The 16,141-nt window shown below is 75.9% G+C and carries 9 protein-coding genes and 1 pseudogene; 6 read left to right on the forward strand and 4 right to left on the reverse strand.

Annotated features, from left to right (window positions below):
* The first annotated feature begins 21 nt into the window (after window positions 1-21).
* The 6 genes from ABZ806_RS00205 to ABZ806_RS00230 all read left to right on the forward strand — a co-directional run bounded on the left by ABZ806_RS00205 (window position 22) and on the right by ABZ806_RS00230 (window position 11,568).
* Entirely contained in the window at window positions 22-3,435 is a 3,414-nt protein-coding gene (locus ABZ806_RS00205) for a non-ribosomal peptide synthetase (RefSeq protein ID WP_500214118.1), read from the forward strand.
* A gap of 5 nt (window positions 3,436-3,440) precedes the next feature.
* The gene (locus tag ABZ806_RS00210) at window positions 3,441-4,970 is read left to right on the forward strand and encodes a GMC family oxidoreductase (protein ID WP_500214120.1); all 1,530 of its coding nucleotides are present in this window, start codon (window positions 3,441-3,443) and stop codon (window positions 4,968-4,970) included.
* Window positions 4,967-5,788, forward strand: coding sequence for a thioesterase II family protein (locus ABZ806_RS00215; protein ID WP_500214122.1), 822 nt, complete (start codon window positions 4,967-4,969; stop codon window positions 5,786-5,788). The genes ABZ806_RS00210 and ABZ806_RS00215 overlap by 4 nt, the downstream gene beginning before the upstream one ends.
* Window positions 5,785-9,774, forward strand: a complete 3,990-nt coding sequence (locus ABZ806_RS00220) for a non-ribosomal peptide synthetase (protein ID WP_500214124.1) — start codon at window positions 5,785-5,787, stop codon at window positions 9,772-9,774. The genes ABZ806_RS00215 and ABZ806_RS00220 overlap by 4 nt, the downstream gene beginning before the upstream one ends.
* A gap of 114 nt (window positions 9,775-9,888) precedes the next feature.
* Window positions 9,889-11,256, forward strand: coding sequence for an FAD-binding oxidoreductase (locus ABZ806_RS00225; protein ID WP_500214126.1), 1,368 nt, complete (start codon window positions 9,889-9,891; stop codon window positions 11,254-11,256).
* Between the two features lie 90 nt (window positions 11,257-11,346).
* Window positions 11,347-11,568, forward strand: coding sequence for a hypothetical protein (locus ABZ806_RS00230; protein WP_500214128.1), 222 nt, complete (start codon window positions 11,347-11,349; stop codon window positions 11,566-11,568).
* Window positions 11,569-11,572: 4 nt separating this feature from the next.
* Here the strand turns inward: ABZ806_RS00230 and ABZ806_RS00235 are convergent, their stop codons facing one another.
* The 4 genes and pseudogenes from ABZ806_RS00235 to ABZ806_RS00250 all read right to left on the reverse strand — a co-directional run bounded on the left by ABZ806_RS00235 (window position 11,573) and on the right by ABZ806_RS00250 (window position 15,968).
* Entirely contained in the window at window positions 11,573-12,727 is a 1,155-nt protein-coding gene (locus tag ABZ806_RS00235; RefSeq protein ID WP_500214130.1) for an MFS transporter, read from the reverse strand.
* A pseudogene (locus ABZ806_RS00240) lies at window positions 12,724-13,836 on the reverse strand (macrolide family glycosyltransferase); the annotation flags it as partial. The pseudogene ABZ806_RS00240 and the gene ABZ806_RS00235, both read right to left, overlap by 4 nt.
* 123 nt (window positions 13,837-13,959) lie before the next feature.
* Window positions 13,960-14,748, reverse strand: coding sequence for a class I SAM-dependent methyltransferase (locus tag ABZ806_RS00245; protein ID WP_500214132.1), 789 nt, complete (start codon window positions 14,746-14,748; stop codon window positions 13,960-13,962).
* Between the two features lie 38 nt (window positions 14,749-14,786).
* Window positions 14,787-15,968, reverse strand: coding sequence for an FAD-dependent monooxygenase (locus tag ABZ806_RS00250; protein WP_500214134.1), 1,182 nt, complete (start codon window positions 15,966-15,968; stop codon window positions 14,787-14,789).
* Between the last annotated feature and the right edge of the window lie 173 nt (window positions 15,969-16,141).

The raw sequence follows: 16,141 nt of genomic DNA on the forward strand, positions 1-16,141 counted from the left end.
CCGCGACCCGAGGAGGCCCCCATGATGGCCCAGGAACTGCTCGTCGAGCTGAAGCGGCGCGGTATCAAGCTCCGCCTCACCGCCGGCGACCGCCTCGACGTCGTCGCGCCCGCCGGCTCGCTGACCCCGGAGCTGCGCGACGACCTGCGGCGGCGGCGCGACAACCTGATCGCCCTGCTGCGCGGCGTGGAGGCCGGCGCCGGCCCCGCCGCGCTCACGCCGCGGCCCGAGCTGCGGCACGAGCCGTTCCCGCTGACCGACATCCAGCACGCCTACTGGGTCGGCCGCAGCCCGGCGCTGGAACTCGGCGGGGTGTCCACGCACGTCTACTTCGAGCTGGACAGCGACGGGCTCGACCTGGACCGCGCGCAGGACGGCCTGCGCAAGGTCATCGACCGGCACGACATGCTGCGGGCCGTCATCGGCGCGGACGGCGTGCAACGCGTCCTGCCGGAGGTGCCGCCCTACGCCATCGCGACGGCGGACCTGCGCGGGCTTCCGGCGGCGGAGCGCGACGAGCGGCTGGCCGCGACCCGGCGGGAGATGGACCACCAGGTCCTCCCGGCCGACCGGTGGCCGCTGTTCGACATCCGGGCGTCGCGGATCGGCGCCGGCCGGGTGCGCCTGCACGTCGGCCTCGACACCCTGATCCTGGACGGGTACAGCCTCTACCTGCTGTTCCAGGACTGGCGCCGCTTCTACGAGGACCCCGGCTGGACCCCGGAGCCGCTCGCGGTCAGCTACCGCGACCACGTCCTGGCCGAGCAGGCCGAGCAGGACGGCCCCGCGTTCGCCCGGGCGCGCGACTACTGGCTGGACCGGCTGGCGGACCTGCCGGGCGCACCGGCGCTGCCGCTCGCGGCCCAGCCGTCCCGGCTGTCGCGGACCCGGTTCTCGCACCGGGGCGCCCGGATGGACGCCGCCGCGTGGCGGGCCGTCAAGCGGCGCGCCCAGCGGCACGGGCTCACCCCGTCCGCGGTGCTCATGACGGCCTACGCCGACGTGCTCCGGCACTGGTCCGACCAGCCGGACTTCACCCTCGACCTCACGCTGTTCAACCGTCCGCAGAGCCATCCGGAGATCGGCCGGCTCATCGGCGACTTCACGTCGGTGACGCTGCTCGCCGTCACGGCGCCGGAGCGGGACGAGCCGTTCGCCGGCCGCGCCCGGCTGCTGCAGGGCCGGCTGCTGCGCGATCTCGAACACTCCTCGTTCAGCGGCGTCCGGGTGATGCGCGAGCGCAACCGGCGGCTCGGCGGCGGCCCCGGCGCGAGCATGCCGGTGGTGTTCACCAGCGCCCTCGTCCTCGGCTCGCGGGCCGACGACCCGTCCGACGGCCTGCGCTTCTTCGGCGAGCAGGTGTACGGGATCACCCAGACCCCGCAGGTCTGGCTCGACCACCAGGTCAGCGAGGAGCAGGGCGATCTGATCTACAACTGGGACGCCGTCGAGGAGCTGTTCCCCGCCGGCCTGCTGGACGACATGTTCGGCGCCTACCGGGACCTGATCGAACGGCTCGCCCGGGACGAGGACGCGTGGGAGCGGCGCGGCGCGCCGATCGGGCTGCCCGCCGGGCAGGAGCGGGAGCGGGCCGAGGCCAACGCCACGGCCGTCGACCCGCCGGACCGCACGCTCTGCGACCTGGTGGAGGAGCAGGCCCGGCGGCGGCCGGACGCCCCGGCCGTGATCTGCGGGGACGCGACCGTGTCCTACCGGGAGGTGCTCGCGGACGCCTACCGGCTGGCGGGCCGGCTCCGCGCGCTCGGCGCCGGACGCGGCACGCTCGTGGCCGTCGTCCTGCCGAAGGGGGCCGAGCAGGTCGCCGCCGTGCTCGGCGTGACCCGGTCCGGCGCCGCGTACCTGCCCATCGACCCGCAGTGGCCGCAGGCCAGGCGCGAACAGCTCATCGACCTCGGGCGGGTGCGGGTCGTGCTGACCTCACCGCGGCTGCGCGACGAGCTGGCCTGGCCCTCCGGCGTCACCGTCGTGACCCCGGACGACCCGGAGACCCGCGCATGCGCCGCCGCGCCGCCCGACACCTCCCCCGCGCCCGGCGACCTCGCCTACGTCATCTTCACGTCGGGGTCGACGGGCACGCCGAAGGGCGTCATGATCGACCACCGCGGCGCGGTCAACACCGTCCTCGACATCAACCGCCGGTTCGCGGTCGGCCCGGACGACCGGGTCCTGGCGCTGTCCGCGCTGACCTTCGACCTGTCGGTCTACGACGTCTTCGGGATGCTGGCGGCCGGCGGCACCGTCGTCATGCCGTCGCCCGCCGGGCTGCACGACCCCGAGCACTGGTCCGCGCTCGCCGACCGCCACCGGGTCACGGTCTGGAACACCGTGCCGGCGCTGATGCAGGCGTGGACCGACGCGCCCGCCGCCACCGCCCCCGGCGCGCCCGCGCTGCGGCTGGTGCTGCTCAGCGGCGACTGGATCCCGGTGTCGCTGCCCGCCCTCGTCCGCGCCCGGCACGGTGCCGAACACGGTACCGGCCAGCACGGTACGCCCCGGATCGTGAGCCTGGGCGGCGCCACCGAGGCGTCGATCTGGTCGGTGTGGTACCCGATCGGCGAGGTCCCCCCGGAGTGGACCCGGATCCCCTACGGCAAGCCGCTGGACGGCCAGACGCTGCACGTGTACGGGCCCGGCTTCGTCCCGCGTCCCGTGTGGGCCGCCGGGGAGATCTACATCGGCGGGACGGGCGTCGCCCAGGGGTACTGGGCGGACCCGGACCGGACCGCCGCCCAGTTCGTGACCCACCCGCGGACCGGTGCGCGGCTGTACCGCACCGGCGACCGGGGCCGCTACCTGCCCGGCGGCGACATCGAGTTCCTCGGCCGGGAGGACCACCAGGTCAAGGTCAACGGCTACCGCATCGAGCTCGGCGAGATCGAGGCGGCGCTGCGCCGCCTGGACGGGGTCGGGGAGGCCCTGGTGATGGCCGCCGACAACCCGCGGACCGGCGGGCGGCAGCTCGTCGCGCACGTGCTGCCCGCACCCGGCGCGGCGCGGGAACCGGCCCCGGCGGCGCTGCGCGCGGCGCTCGACGAGCTCCTCCCGGCCTACCTGGTGCCGCGCCACTACGTGCGGATCGACGCCGTGCCGCTCAGCGCCAACGGCAAGGTCGACCGCGCCGCCCTCCCGCTGCCGTGGGACGACGGCGCGCCCGCGGCGCCTGCCGCGCCGCGCGGCGACCTGGAGCGGACGCTGCTCGGCATGTGGCACGACGCGCTCGGCCGGGACGACTTCGGCGTCGACGACAACTTCTTCGAGCTCGGCGGCGACTCCCTGCACGCCGTCCGCATCCTCACCCGCATCCGGCAGGACCTCCGCATCGAGCAGGAGGCCGAGGAGGACCTGGAGATGCTGTTCGACAACCCCACGATCGCCGAGCTCGCCACGACCCTGCGCGAGCGGACGGGGCGCTGACCGCGATGACGTGGACCACGTCCCGGGGATGGGACGACGTGATCGTCGGCGCCGGGTCCGCCGGCGCCGCGCTCGCCGCGCGGCTCTCCGAGCGCCCGGACCGCCGGGTGCTGCTGCTGGAGGCGGGGGTGGACCGGGCGTACCCGGAACGCGCCGCCGACGTGCCGCTGATGGACGGCTTCCACTGGGACTACTCGGCGCACATCGCGGGCCCCGGGGCCGGCCGCGAGTACCCCTACCGGGTCGGCCGGCTGGTGGGCGGTTCGTCCGCGGTGAACGGCGCGCTCGCGCTGCGCGGCCTGCCCGCCGACTTCGACTCCTGGGCGGCGGCGGGCAACCCCGACTGGGCGTGGGAGCGCGTGCTGCCGTTCTACGCGGCGCTGGAGGCCGACGCCGACTTCGGCGGCGGGCCCGGGCACGGCGCCGCGGGGCCGGTGCCCATCCGGCGCGACGCGGAGCTCGCACCGGTCGCGGCCGGGTTCCTGCGCGCCTGCGCCGCGCTGGGCCTGCCGGAGGTCGCCGACCTGAACGGCGCGGACACCGGAGCCGGCGCGGGCCGGATCCCCCGCAACGCGGTACACGGCCGGCGCATGTCGACGACCGAGGCCTACCTCGCGTCCGCGCGCGACCGGCCCAACCTGGCGGTGTGGCCGGGATGCCAGGTCGCCCGCGTCGTCGTCGAGGGCGGACGCGCCCGGGGCGTGGAGGTCGTCCAGGACGGCCGGGTCGCCACGGTCGGGTGCGACCGGGTGACCCTCTCGGCCGGCGCGATCGGCACACCGGCGATCCTGCAGCGCTCGGGCATCGGCCCGGCCGGCCGGCTGTCGGCCCTCGGCGTCCGCCCGGTCGCCGACCTCGCGGGGGTCGGCGCCGGCCTCGTCGACCACCCGTTCATCGCGCTGTGGGCCGAGGCCGCGGAGGGGGCGTGCCGTCCGGGCGACCCGCTGCACCAGGTGCTCGCCCGGCTGCCCGGCGCCGGCGGCGCGCCGGAGCTCAGCGTGACCCTGCTGAACAACGTCACCGACCTCGCCGTCCCGATGATCGGCGGGCTGCTGCGCGGCCGGACCGGGGTGTCGCTGTCGGCCGCGCTGCTGCGCCCGGAGTCGCGCGGCTCCGTCGCGCTGCGCGACGCCGATCCCGGCACGCCGCCGGTGATCGCGCTGCGGCTGGCGTCCGCGGACCGCGACGTCGAAGGACTGATGGCCGGCGTGCGGGCCGTCTGGTCGCTCGCCCGCGACGGCGCGCTCGCGCCGCTGCTGCGGCGGGTGTTCCTGTGGACGGCCCGGATGGTGGAGGACGAGGCGATGCTGCGCGCGTCCGTGCCCCGCTTCGTCTGCCCCTCCTGGCACCCGGCCGGGACCGCCCGGATGGGCCCCGCGCACGACGCCGGCGCCGTGGTCGACGAGCGGCTCCGCGTCCACGGCGTCGCGGACCTGCAGGTGGTGGACGCCTCCGTGATGCCCGCGATCCCGAGCGCCCCCACCAACCTCACCTGCATGATGCTCGCCGAAAGGGCGGCCGAATGGATGAAATGACCGTCACCCCGGCCCGAACCGCCAGGGCCGCCCGGCCCCGCGCCGCCGCGCCCGGAGCGTGGACGGTGACCTGGCGCCCCGCTCCGCGGGCGGCGACCCGGCTGTTCTGCCTGCCGCACACGGGCGCCGGCGCCGCCGCCTACCGGGACTGGGCCGCCCGCCTGCACCCGGACGTCGAGCTGGTCGCGGTCCGGCTGCCGGGCCGCGAGACCCGGTTCCGCGAGCGCCCCTACGCCCGGATGGACGACCTCGTCCCGGCGCTGCTGGACGCGCTCGCCCCGCTCCTGGACCGCCCGCACGCCTGGTTCGGGCACAGCATGGGCGCGCTGGTGGCCTACGAGGCGTGCCGCGCCCTCCGGGACCGGGGGGCGCCCGCGCCGGTGCGGCTGCTGGTGTCCGGCCGCCGCGCCCCGCACCTGCCCGAGCGCGACCGCCCGGTGCACGACGCGCCCGTCGCGGACCTGGTGGCACGGCTGGTGGAACTGGACGGGACGCCCCGCGAGGTCCTCGACGACCGGGCCGCGCTGACCTCCCTCCTGCCGATGCTGCGCGCGGACTTCGCGGTCGTGGAGACCTACGACCGGCGGCCGGCCGCACCGCTCACCGTGCCGATCTCGGTCCTCGGCGGGAACCGCGATCCGATGGCGACGGAGGCGGAGCTGCGCGCCTGGGAGCGGCACACCACCGGCGGATGCGACGTGCGGACGTTCGACGGCGCCCACTTCTTCCTGCACGAGGACAGCGAACCGGTCCTCGCCGCCATCGCCGCCGACCTGTCCCCGCGGCGTCCGCCCGCGCCGGCCGGGAGGCTGCGGTGACCGGCGCGCCGTTCCCGCTGACCGACCTGCAGGCCGGCTACCTGGTCGGCGCGACCCCGCTCATCGAGCTCGGCGGGTTCCGGCCGAACCTGTACACCGAGCTCGACGTCGCCGGGCTCGACCCGGCCCGTGCGGAGCGCGCGATCGACCTGCTCGTCCGCCGGCACGAGCACCTGCGGACGGTGATGCTCCCCGACGGGCGGCAGCAGGTGCTCGGCCCCGGCCGCGCCACCGCGTTCCGGCTCCCCGTCGCCGACCTCTCCGGGCTCCCCCCGGACCGGCAGGAGGAGGTCGTCCGCGAGACCCGGGAGCGCATGCTGGAGGAGGGACCCGACCCGACCGGCTGGCCGCTGTTCGAGGTCGTCGTCCACCGGATCCGGCCGCACCGGCACCGCGTCCAGTTCGCGATGAGCCTGCTGCTGCTCGACTCGGGCAGCACGCTGGCGCTCCAGCGGGAGCTGCTGCGGCTCTACCACGACCCGGACGCGGAGCTGCCCCCGGTCGAGCGCACCTTCCGCGAATGCGTGCTGGCGCGCGCCGCCCGGGAGGACACCGCGTCCTACCGGGAGCAGTGGCGGTACTGGGAGGAGCGTCTGGACTCCCTGCCCGGCCCGCCGCAGCCACCGCTGGCGCGCCGGCCCGCCGCGGTGTCGCCGGTGCGCCTCACCCGCCGCACGTGCGCCCTGTCTGCGGAGCAGTGGACGCGGCTGCGCGCGGCCTTCCGGCGGCACCGCGTCCTGCCGACCACCGCGCTGCTGCACGTGTTCGCCGAGACGCTCGGCGCGTGGTCGGCCGCCCCGCGGTTCTCCCTCAACGTCCTGCACCAGAACTGGGTGCTGCGCGACCCCGCGGCGGAGGGCGTCGTCGGGCAGTTCAGCGCCACGCTGCCGCTGGAGGTCGACCTGACCGCCGGCGCGGACTTCTGGGCGCGGGCGCGCACCCTCCAGGCCCGGCTCTGGACGGACCTGAAGAACGCCGACGTGACCGGCGTGCGGATCACCCGGGAGCTGGCCGCCCGGCGCGGCTGGACGTCCGGCGCCGCGATGCCGTACGTCTTCAACAGCATGCTGGCCTCCGGCGGCGGGCACGCGGCGCCCGCCGCCCGGCCCGCGTTCCGCCGCGTCACCACCGCCCTGCGCACGCCCCAGGTCCTGATCGACAACCAGGTGCTCGACGCCCCAGGCGGCGGTGTCGAATGCGTGTGGGACGTCGTCGACGAGGTGTACCCGCCCGGCCTGCCGGACGCCATGTTCGCGGCGTACCGGGCGATGCTGGAGACGCTCGCCGGGCCGGACGGCCACGCGGCCGTCCCGGACCCCGTGCCGGCGCGGCACCGTGCGCGCGTCGAGGAGCTGAACGCCCCGGCGCCCCCGCCCGCCGGCCGGCTGGAGGACGGCTTCCTGCGGAACGCGCACGCCGACCCGGACGCCGCCGCGGTCATCACCCCCGCGCGCACCCTGACCTACGGGCGGCTCGACGGCGTCTCCCGTGCCGTCACCGCCTGGCTCGCCGGCCGGGGCGTCGGGCCGGGCGACGTCGTCCCCGTCGTCATGGCCAAGGGCTGGGAGCAGGTCGCCGCGGTGCTGGGCGTGCTCCGGGCGGGCGCCGCCTACTGCCCGGTCGACGCGGGCCTGCCCGCCGACCGGATCCGGCACCTGGTCCGGGAGTGCTCGGCCCGCGCCGTGCTCGGCCAGTCGCACCGGCCGCCCGCCGGCCCCCTGGACGTTCCGGTACTGGACGTCGACGGGCTCGCGGATGCCGCCGGCCCGCCGGTCGCCGCGCGGACCGGGGACGGGGACCCGGCGTACGTGATCTACACGTCCGGTTCGACCGGGCGGCCCAAGGGCGTGGTGATCGAGCACCGCGCCGCGCTGAACACCGTCGCGGAGGTCAACCGGATCGCCGGGCTCGGGCCCGCCGACCGGGTCTTCGGCATCTCGTCGCTGAGCTTCGACCTGTCGGTGTGGGACGTGTTCGGCGCGCTCGCCGCCGGCGCTGCCGTGATCCTCCCGGACCCGACGCCGAGGCCCGACCCGGCGGGCTGGGCGGAGACCGCGCGGGCCCACGGCGCGACCGTGTGGAACTCGGTGCCGGCCCTGGCCGAGATGCTCGGCGAGGTCATGGAGGCGGGCGCCGGTCCCGGCCGGCCCCCGCTCCGGGCGTTCCTGCTCAGCGGCGACTGGGTACCGCCGGCGCTGCCGGACCGGCTGCGCCGGCTCTGGCCGGACGCGCGCGTCATCGCGATGGGCGGCGCGACGGAGGCGTCCATCTGGTCGAACGTGTACGAGGTCGGCCGGGTCGACCCGGCGTGGCGCGGCGTCCCGTACGGCAGGCCGCTGCGCGGCCAGAGCATGCGGATCCTCGACCACCGGATGGAGGTGCGCCCGCCCTGGGCGGCCGGCCGGATCTACATCGGCGGCGCCGGCCTCGCCCGCGGCTACGCCGGCGACGCGGCGCGCACCGCCGAGCGGTTCGTGCGGCATCCGCGCACCGGCGAGCGCCTCTACTGGACCGGCGACCTCGGCCGCTACCTGCCGGACGGCGACATCGAGTTCCTCGGCCGCGAGGACCGGCAGCTCAAGATCCACGGCTTCCGGGTGGAGCCCGGCGAGATCGAGTCGGCGATCCGCGGCCTTCCCGGCGTGCGCGAGTGCGCGGTCGGCGCCGTCGCCGGAGCGGGCGGCGCGCCGCGGCTGGTGGCGCTGGTGGTACCGGATGACGGCGGCACGGGCGAGGGCGGCACGGGCGACGTCGCGGCGATCACCCGCCGCCTGCGCGACCGGCTGCCCGGATACATGGTCCCTGGGCAGATCCGGCTGCTGGACCGGCTGCCGCTGTCGGCGAACGGGAAGGTCGACATCGCGCGGGCGCTCGCGACCGCGGCGCCCGCCGAGACCGCCGAGACAGCGGCGGCGGGCACGCCCGGCGACGCGCTCACCCGCCGGCTGACCGCGCTGTGGGAGGACGTCCTGCAGGTCCCGGAGGCCGGGCCCGACGGCGACTTCTTCGCGCTGGGCGGCAACTCGCTACTCGCCCTCCGCCTGGTCAACCGGGTCCGCGCGGAGCTGGGCGGCGACCCGCAGTTCGGGGCGATCTTCGAGGCGCCGACGCCGCGCACCCTCGCGGCGCGGCTGCGGGACGGCGCGCCACCGGAATGCGCCGTCACGCTGTCGTCCGGCGCGGGCACCGGGCTGTTCCTGTTCCATCCGGTCGGCGGATCCGTCCGGGCCTACTACGGCCTCGCCCGCCGGTGGCCCGGCCCGGTCCGCGCCTTCCAGAGCCGGGCGCTCGCGGGCGGCGACACCGAAGCACCCGACCTGGCGGCCATGGCCGCGGCCTACGGCGACGAACTGCTGCGGCACGACCCGCACGGGCCGTACATCCTCGGCGGCTGGTCGATGGGCGGCGTGCTGGCCCACGAGGTCGCCCGCCGGCTCGCGGCCGAGGGCCGCCGGGCAGCCGTCTTCATGATCGACAGCACCGTGCACTGCGACCGGCTGCCGGACACCGCCGCCGCCCGGCACCTGGAGTTCCTGCGCGACCTGGCCGGCGGGCGGACGCCCGGCACGGCGGACGCGGCACTGCCCAGCGCCGGCCCGGCCGAACTGGAGCGGACGGCCCGCGACATCGCCGTCGCGCACGGCCTGCTGCCGGCCGAGATCGACGTCCCCGGCTACGCACGGCTGGCCCGGACGCACGCCGGCAACCTGGCGCTGCTCGCCGCGCACCGGGTGGCGGCGTCGGACGTCCCGACGCTGCTGTTCGTCGCCGGGAAGGCCGGCCGCGCGGACCCGGTCCCGGCCTGGCGGGCGCTGTGCCCCGGCATCGCGGTGGAGGTCCTCCCCGCCGACCACCACTCGATCATGGACGACGAGCAGGTCGCGGGCATCGCCGACCGCGTCGCCGCGTGGCTGCCGGAGACCGCGGTCCCCCCGCCCGGCCGCCTCCGCTCAGCGGGGGACCCGACAGTACTCCCGGCGGTGTAGTCGTACCGCGGCTACACCGTGCCGGGCAGCCCCGAACCCTTCCCCTGCACGACGAGGACGGGCGATCGGGAGGCGAGCATCGAGCAAGAGCAACGAGACGAGGAGAACGGACCCATGACCGAGCAAGGAGAGGCCGCGCGGGCACTGCGCGGCGCGTTCACCGGCGCCGTCCACCTGCCGGGGGACGCCGGCTACGAGGAGATGCGGCTGCCCTGGAACCGCCGGATCGACCCGCACCCGGCCATCGTCGCCGAGGCGTCCGGCCCCGCGGACGTGCAGGCCGCGGTGCGGACGGCGCGGGAGCACGCGCTGTCCTTCGCCGTCCAGGCCACCGGGCACGGCAACCTGGCCCTCACCGACGGCGGGCTGCTCGTCCGTACCGCCGGGCTGTCGGGCGTCGAGGTCGACCCCGAGCGGGGCGTCGCGCGGGCCGGCACCGGCGCCCTGTGGTCGGACGTGATCGCCGCCGCGGCGCCGCACGGGCTGGCCCCGCTGTCGGGCACGCCCTGCGTCGGCGTGACCGGGTACACGCTCGGCGGCGGCATCGGCTGGCTGTCCCGCAAGTACGGGCTGGCCTGCGACAGCCTGCTGCGCGCCGACGTCGTGACGGCCGACGGCGAGCTGCGCACCGTGGACGCCGGGCAGCACCCCGACCTGTTCTGGGCGCTGCGCGGCGGCAGCGGCAACTTCGGCGTCGCGACGTCCCTGGAGTTCAAGCTCTACCCGGTCGGGCAGGTGTACGCGGGCACGTCCCTGCACCCGCTGGACCGCGCCCGGGAGACGCTCGCGCTGTACCGGGAGTGGGCGCGCGACGAGCCGGACGAGATGAACAGCGGCATCACGCTGATGAGCCTGCCGGACGTGCCGATGATCCCCGAGCCGATGCGCGGCAAGCAGTTCCTGTCGCTGCGCACCTTCCACGTCGGGACGGCGGACGAGGGCGAGCGGCTGTTCAAGCCGCTGCTGGACGCCGCCGGCCCGGTCCTCATGGGCGACTACGGGATGATGGACTTCGCGTCCGCGAGCCTGGCGATCGCCGGCCCGCCCCCGCCGCCCGTCCTCGCCCGCCAGCGGATCGAGCTGTGCCACGACCTGTCCGACGGCCTGCTCGACGTGATGCTGGACGCGATGTCGCCGGGCACGCCGCTGACGGCGATCGAGATCCGGCACTGGGGCGGCGCCATCGAGCACGCCGGGCCGGACGCCGGACCGGCCGGCCACCGCGACGTCCCCTACTCGGTCATCGCGACCGCGATGTACCCGCAGCCGGAGATGGACGCCTCCGTCGCCACCGCCATCGGCGGGCTGGCGGAGCGGTTCCGCCCGTTCTCCACCGGCGGCTCGTTCCTGAACTTCCTCGGCGACCCCACCAAGGCCGAGACCGCGTTCACCCCGGACAACTACGCGCGGCTCCGCGAGGTCAAGCGCGCCTGGGACCCGGACAACTTCTTCCGCGTCAACCACAACATCCCGCCCGCCTGATCGGCGCGGCACCGCATTTTCGGAGATGAACAACGCAATTCCCAAAGGGAGGATGGGGGTGAATATCACCGGTGCCGGAAGGGGCGCTCGATGAACGGTGGAAAAGCAGGCGCGAAAAAGCGGGCGCTCCAGATCGGCATCGGACTCGTCCTGGTATTCGGCGTGGCCGTGCACCTGTGGGTGAGCAAGCAGTTCGGCATGTGGCTGGTCATCATCGTGGCCGCGCTGCTGGTCCTGCACCTACCGGTGGCCATGTACATGCGCCGCTCCGTCCGCCGGCGCCGCGCCGCCGCGACCCGCCTGAGCCGCTAGGCGCTCAGGCGCGGTCGTGGCCGCCGACGACGGCCAGGACCGGGATGGCCAGCAGCACCGACGCCCCCGCCGCGGCGAAGGCCGGCGCGGGGGCGCCGTGGTAGAGGGGCAGCCAGATGATGGGCGCGAGCGCCGCGCCGGCGAAGCGGAACGCCGACACCGCCGACAGCGCCCCGCCCCGGTTGCCCGGCACGGCGCGGACGGTGAGGTTCTGCAGCGCGACGGTGAGCATGGACGCCGCGGCCCCGGCCGCCGTCCAGCACAGCGCGAGCGACCAGGCGGAGCCGGTCAGGCCGACCGACCCGACGAACACGGCCGCCACCACCGCCGCGACCGCGCCGCACGTCCGGGCGCCGAACCGCTGGTTGAGCCGGCCCCAGGCGGGTCCGAGCAGCAGGCCGGCGACCCCGAAGCCGAGCAGCGCGGCGCCGGTGAGGTCGGGCCCGGCGTGCAGGCTGTCGTTCAGGTAGAGGGCGACCATGAACGGCAGCGCCGCCGCGCCCAGGTAGGACACGAACGCGCCGCCGGCGAGCAGCCCCATGTCGCGGCCGAGCAGCGACCGCCAGGACGGGGCGACGACGCCGGGCCGCGGCCCCCCGGGCGGTGGCGCGAGGCTGAGCAGGCCCGCCACGGCCGCGACGATGAGGAACCCGATCCGCCACGAGGCGGCCGCCGCCAGCCCGCCGACGAACGGCGCGATCGACTGGCCGGCCGCCATCCAGCTGGAGATCACGCCGACCGACCGGCTGAGCCGCTCCCGCGAGACCAGGTCGGCGAGCCCGGCCACCAGCAGCGGCCCGGTGAAGGCGTTCGCGGCCCCCATGGCGGCGCGCGCCACCAGCAGCACCGCGAGGGACGGGGCGGCGGCGCAGGCCACCGCCCCGGCCGCGTACACGAGGTAGCCGATCCGGACGGTGCGGCGGCGGCCCCAGCGCTCGCCCAGCGTGCCGGACACGAGCTGGACGAGCGCGAACGGCACGAAGTAGGCGGTGATGGCCGCGGCGACGGCGCCGCTGGAGACGTGCAGGGACCGGCCGATCTGCGGGAGCATCGGCGCGATGACGCCGCCGCCGAGCGGGCCGAGCAGCGCCCCGGCGTACACCGCCCGCACGGCGATCCCGGACCCGGGCGCCGCCGGGTCCGCCGCGCGGGTCTTCACCGGAGCGCGCCCTCGCCCTCGCGCTCGCCGAGGTGGGCGAGGATCTCGTCGGCGGCGCGGGCCTTGCCGCCCGCCGCGCGGACGTGCGCCCGCATGTCCGCGACCCGGCCGGCCACGCCGTCGTCGCCGGCCAGGCCGAGCACGGCGGCCCGGATGTTGGCGGCGGTCTCCTCGCCGCGCGCGATCGCGCGGCCCACGCCGAACCCGGCCAGCTGCGCGGCGAGCCCGTCGGCGGCGGCGACCTGCGGCATCGCGACCACGGGGACGCCGGCGTGCAGCGAGTGCATCACGGTGCCGGTCCCGCCGGTGCAGACGGTGACGGCGGCGTGCCGCAGCACGGCCTGCAGCGGGATCCACTCGTGGATCTCGACGTTCGGCGGGACGGGCCCGATCTCGGCGGCGCCGGTGCCCGGCCCGGTGGTGAGCACGACGTGCCAGGGCAGGCCGGCGAACGCGTCGATGCAGGCGCGGAAGAGCTCCGGCTGCTGGTTGAAGCTGGTGCCGAGCGAGATCAGCGCGACCGGCGCGCCGCCGGCGGGCGGCGTCCAGTCCCCGTCGAGTTCGCGCTGCCGGAAGCACGGGCCGACGAAGACGAACTTGTCGTCGCTCGCCGCGTCGGTATAGCCGAATCTGCTCGGGTAGAACACGAGCTTGAGCGCCTCGGGGTCGCCGCGCAGCTGGTGGAACGCCGTCTCCGGGTCGACGCCGTTCATGTCGCCGAGCTTGCCCAGCTCCGTCTTCAGCTCCGCGTACTTCGCCGCGCCGATCGCGTCCGGGGTGACGTGGGAGCTGACGCAGCCGACCGGGAAGACCCGGACGGTGGGCCGGTTCCACCGGGCCGACAGCGCCTCCCCGACGAACCGCACGAAGCCGTCGTAGACCACGATGTCGGGGACGTCGTCCTGGAAGTGGGCGGCGAACATCCGGGTGGTCGCGAGGCCCTCGCGCGCTCCGCCGAGCAGGACGCGGGACAGCCAGTCGTCGACGCCGGGCGGGAAGTCCCGCTGCACGTCGATCGTCGACTCGTAGGTCAGCACGGCGGCGCCGGTCGAGGCGACCTCCTCCGCGTACGCCTCGGTCGCCGGATAGGTGACGCGGTGCCCGCGGCGGACGAGTTCCTCCACCACCGCGAGGGTCGGCATCAGGTGCCCGGCCGCGGGGATGTTGAAGAAGGCCAGATGTGCCATGGCTGCTCTCTCCTCTACTCGGCCTGTGGTTGATCCGGCCCGCCGCTACTCCGGCCGGCGACCGCGAATGGAGACGAACTGGTGGCCGCGGATGACGACCGCGGGGTCGTGCATGATGTCGTTGAGGAAGACGTCGACGTCCTCGGCGGGGACGCCCGACGCCTCGATCGCGTCCCGCTTCTGCAGGATGTTGTTGTGCAGGAGCTTGCAGCCGTGGTCGCCGCCGGTCCACGTCTCGGCGTGCCAGCGCGTCCGCACCGGGGTGAGCCCGGCCGCCAGCATGGTGGCGTGCACCTGCTCGCCCCAGTAGCCGTCGATGCCCTTGGCCTCCATGATGTCGTGGAAGCCGTCCACGACCCGCGTGAAGATGTCGCGCCTGGCCGCGTCCGGCATGGCGAGCGCGCGGGGCTCGGACCGGATGAACTCGCCGAGCAGCAGCCACCCGCCCGGCCGGAGGGCTTCGGCGAACCGGTGCACGACCTCCCGGCGGTTCGGCAGGTGGTGGGTCAGCAGCCGGGCGTGGACCAGGTCCCACGGCCCCTCCCCCGGCAGCGGCCGGTCCTCGCTCATGTCCCGGGTGTGGACGTCCACGTTGGGCAGCGAGGGCACCATGTGGACGTCCTGGTCGACGGCCGTGACCCGGCCTTCCGGGCCGACCCGCTCGGCCAGCATCCGGGTGACCGAGCCGCCCCCGGCGCCGAGGTCCATGCAGCGCCAGCCCTTCGCCACCCCGATCTCGTCGAGCTCGCCGCCGGTGAACGGGTCCAGGAACGCCTCCAGCGGCACGAGCTGGTCGGGGACGTTGTGGAAGACGTAGTCGGCCGTGTTCGTCATGGGGCTCCTCAGTGGCTCGTCGGTGCGGTGGCCCGGGGTCAGGGCCGGTAGCTGAACAGCTCGTTGTCCCGGTACACCTCGTCGCGCCGGTGCAGCGCCCGGATGGCGAGGTCCCGCGCCTTCGCGACGACCGGGTTGCGGGTGTGGCCGAGCCGGGCGATCAGCCGCGAATGGTGGACGATCTTGTTGGCGCGCTTCCCGCGCGCCCGCTGGTAGGCGCGCAGCGCGGCGGGCACCGGACCGCCCTCGGCGATGAGGTCCGCGAGCCGGGCGGCGTCCTCCAGCGCCATGTTGGCGCCCTGCCCGAGGACCGGGCCGATGGGGTGCGCGGCGTCGCCGAGGAGGGCGACCCGGCCGGAGTACCAGCGCTTGAGCGGGTCGCAGTCGTGGACGTCGGTCACGACGATGTCCGCCGGGGCGCACGACTTCACCGTCTCGGGCAGGGGGTCGGCCCAGCCGCCCCACAGCTCCAGCAGGTCGGCCTGCGCCACCGCGGCCGGCTTGGCGGGCCAGCTGCCCTCCGGTCCGTTGACGGTCGCCGTCCAGAACATCCGCTCGTCGTCGCACGCCTCCGCGAAGAAGTGGCCGCCGGGGCCGACGAGCACGAAGCCGTCGCCGTGCAGCGGCGGGCGCGGGGAGATGCCGCGCACCGAGGTGAACCCCAGGTACCGGGGACGGGCCGCGCCGGACACCGTCTCGCGCAGTACGGAGCGGACCCCGTCCGCGCCGACGACCAGGTCGCCGGTGACCTCGTCGCCGTCCGCCAGCCGCAGGACCGCGCGGTCGCCCACCGTCCCGGCGGAGGCGACGGCGCGGCCGTGGTGGATCGTGACGGTGCCCGCGCCGGGTTCGGCGGCGGCCTCGGCGAGCAGCCGGTGCAGGTCGGCGCGCAGGATGCCGACCAGCGGGACGTCCCACCGGCCGGAGAAGGCGAGCACGTCGCGGCTCTTCAGCAGCCGGCCCTCGGACGACATGATCGGCATGGCGTCCGCGTGCTGGTCGCTCGACCAGCCCGCGCCGCGCACGGCGGCCCCGAACCGCGCGCTGATGTGGTCGGCGGACTTGACGCCGTTGGGGGTCAGCTCGATGCCCGAACCGCGGTTGCCGTAGCCGTCGGCGCGCTCGAAGACGGTGCTGTCGATGCCGCGCTCGCGCAGCGCCACGGCGAGCGCCAGCCCGCCGATCCCGCCGCCCGCGATCAGCACTTCGATCGGCGTCATGCCGGCCCTCCTGTTCGCGGATCCACGCGGCGCTCCGGTACGTCCTCCCCATGATTCGAGGGCGGCCCGGCACTGTCTTCTCCGAGGTTGCTCGACTCCGAGATTGCGCACTTGTCTTTTCGCCGCGCTACTGCTGGAAACACCTGTTCTCGTTGTTTAACATCGCGACCACG

It is taken from the genome of Spirillospora sp. NPDC047418, from assembly GCF_040643275.1.
Classification (GTDB): Bacteria; Actinomycetota; Actinomycetes; order Streptosporangiales; family Streptosporangiaceae; genus Spirillospora.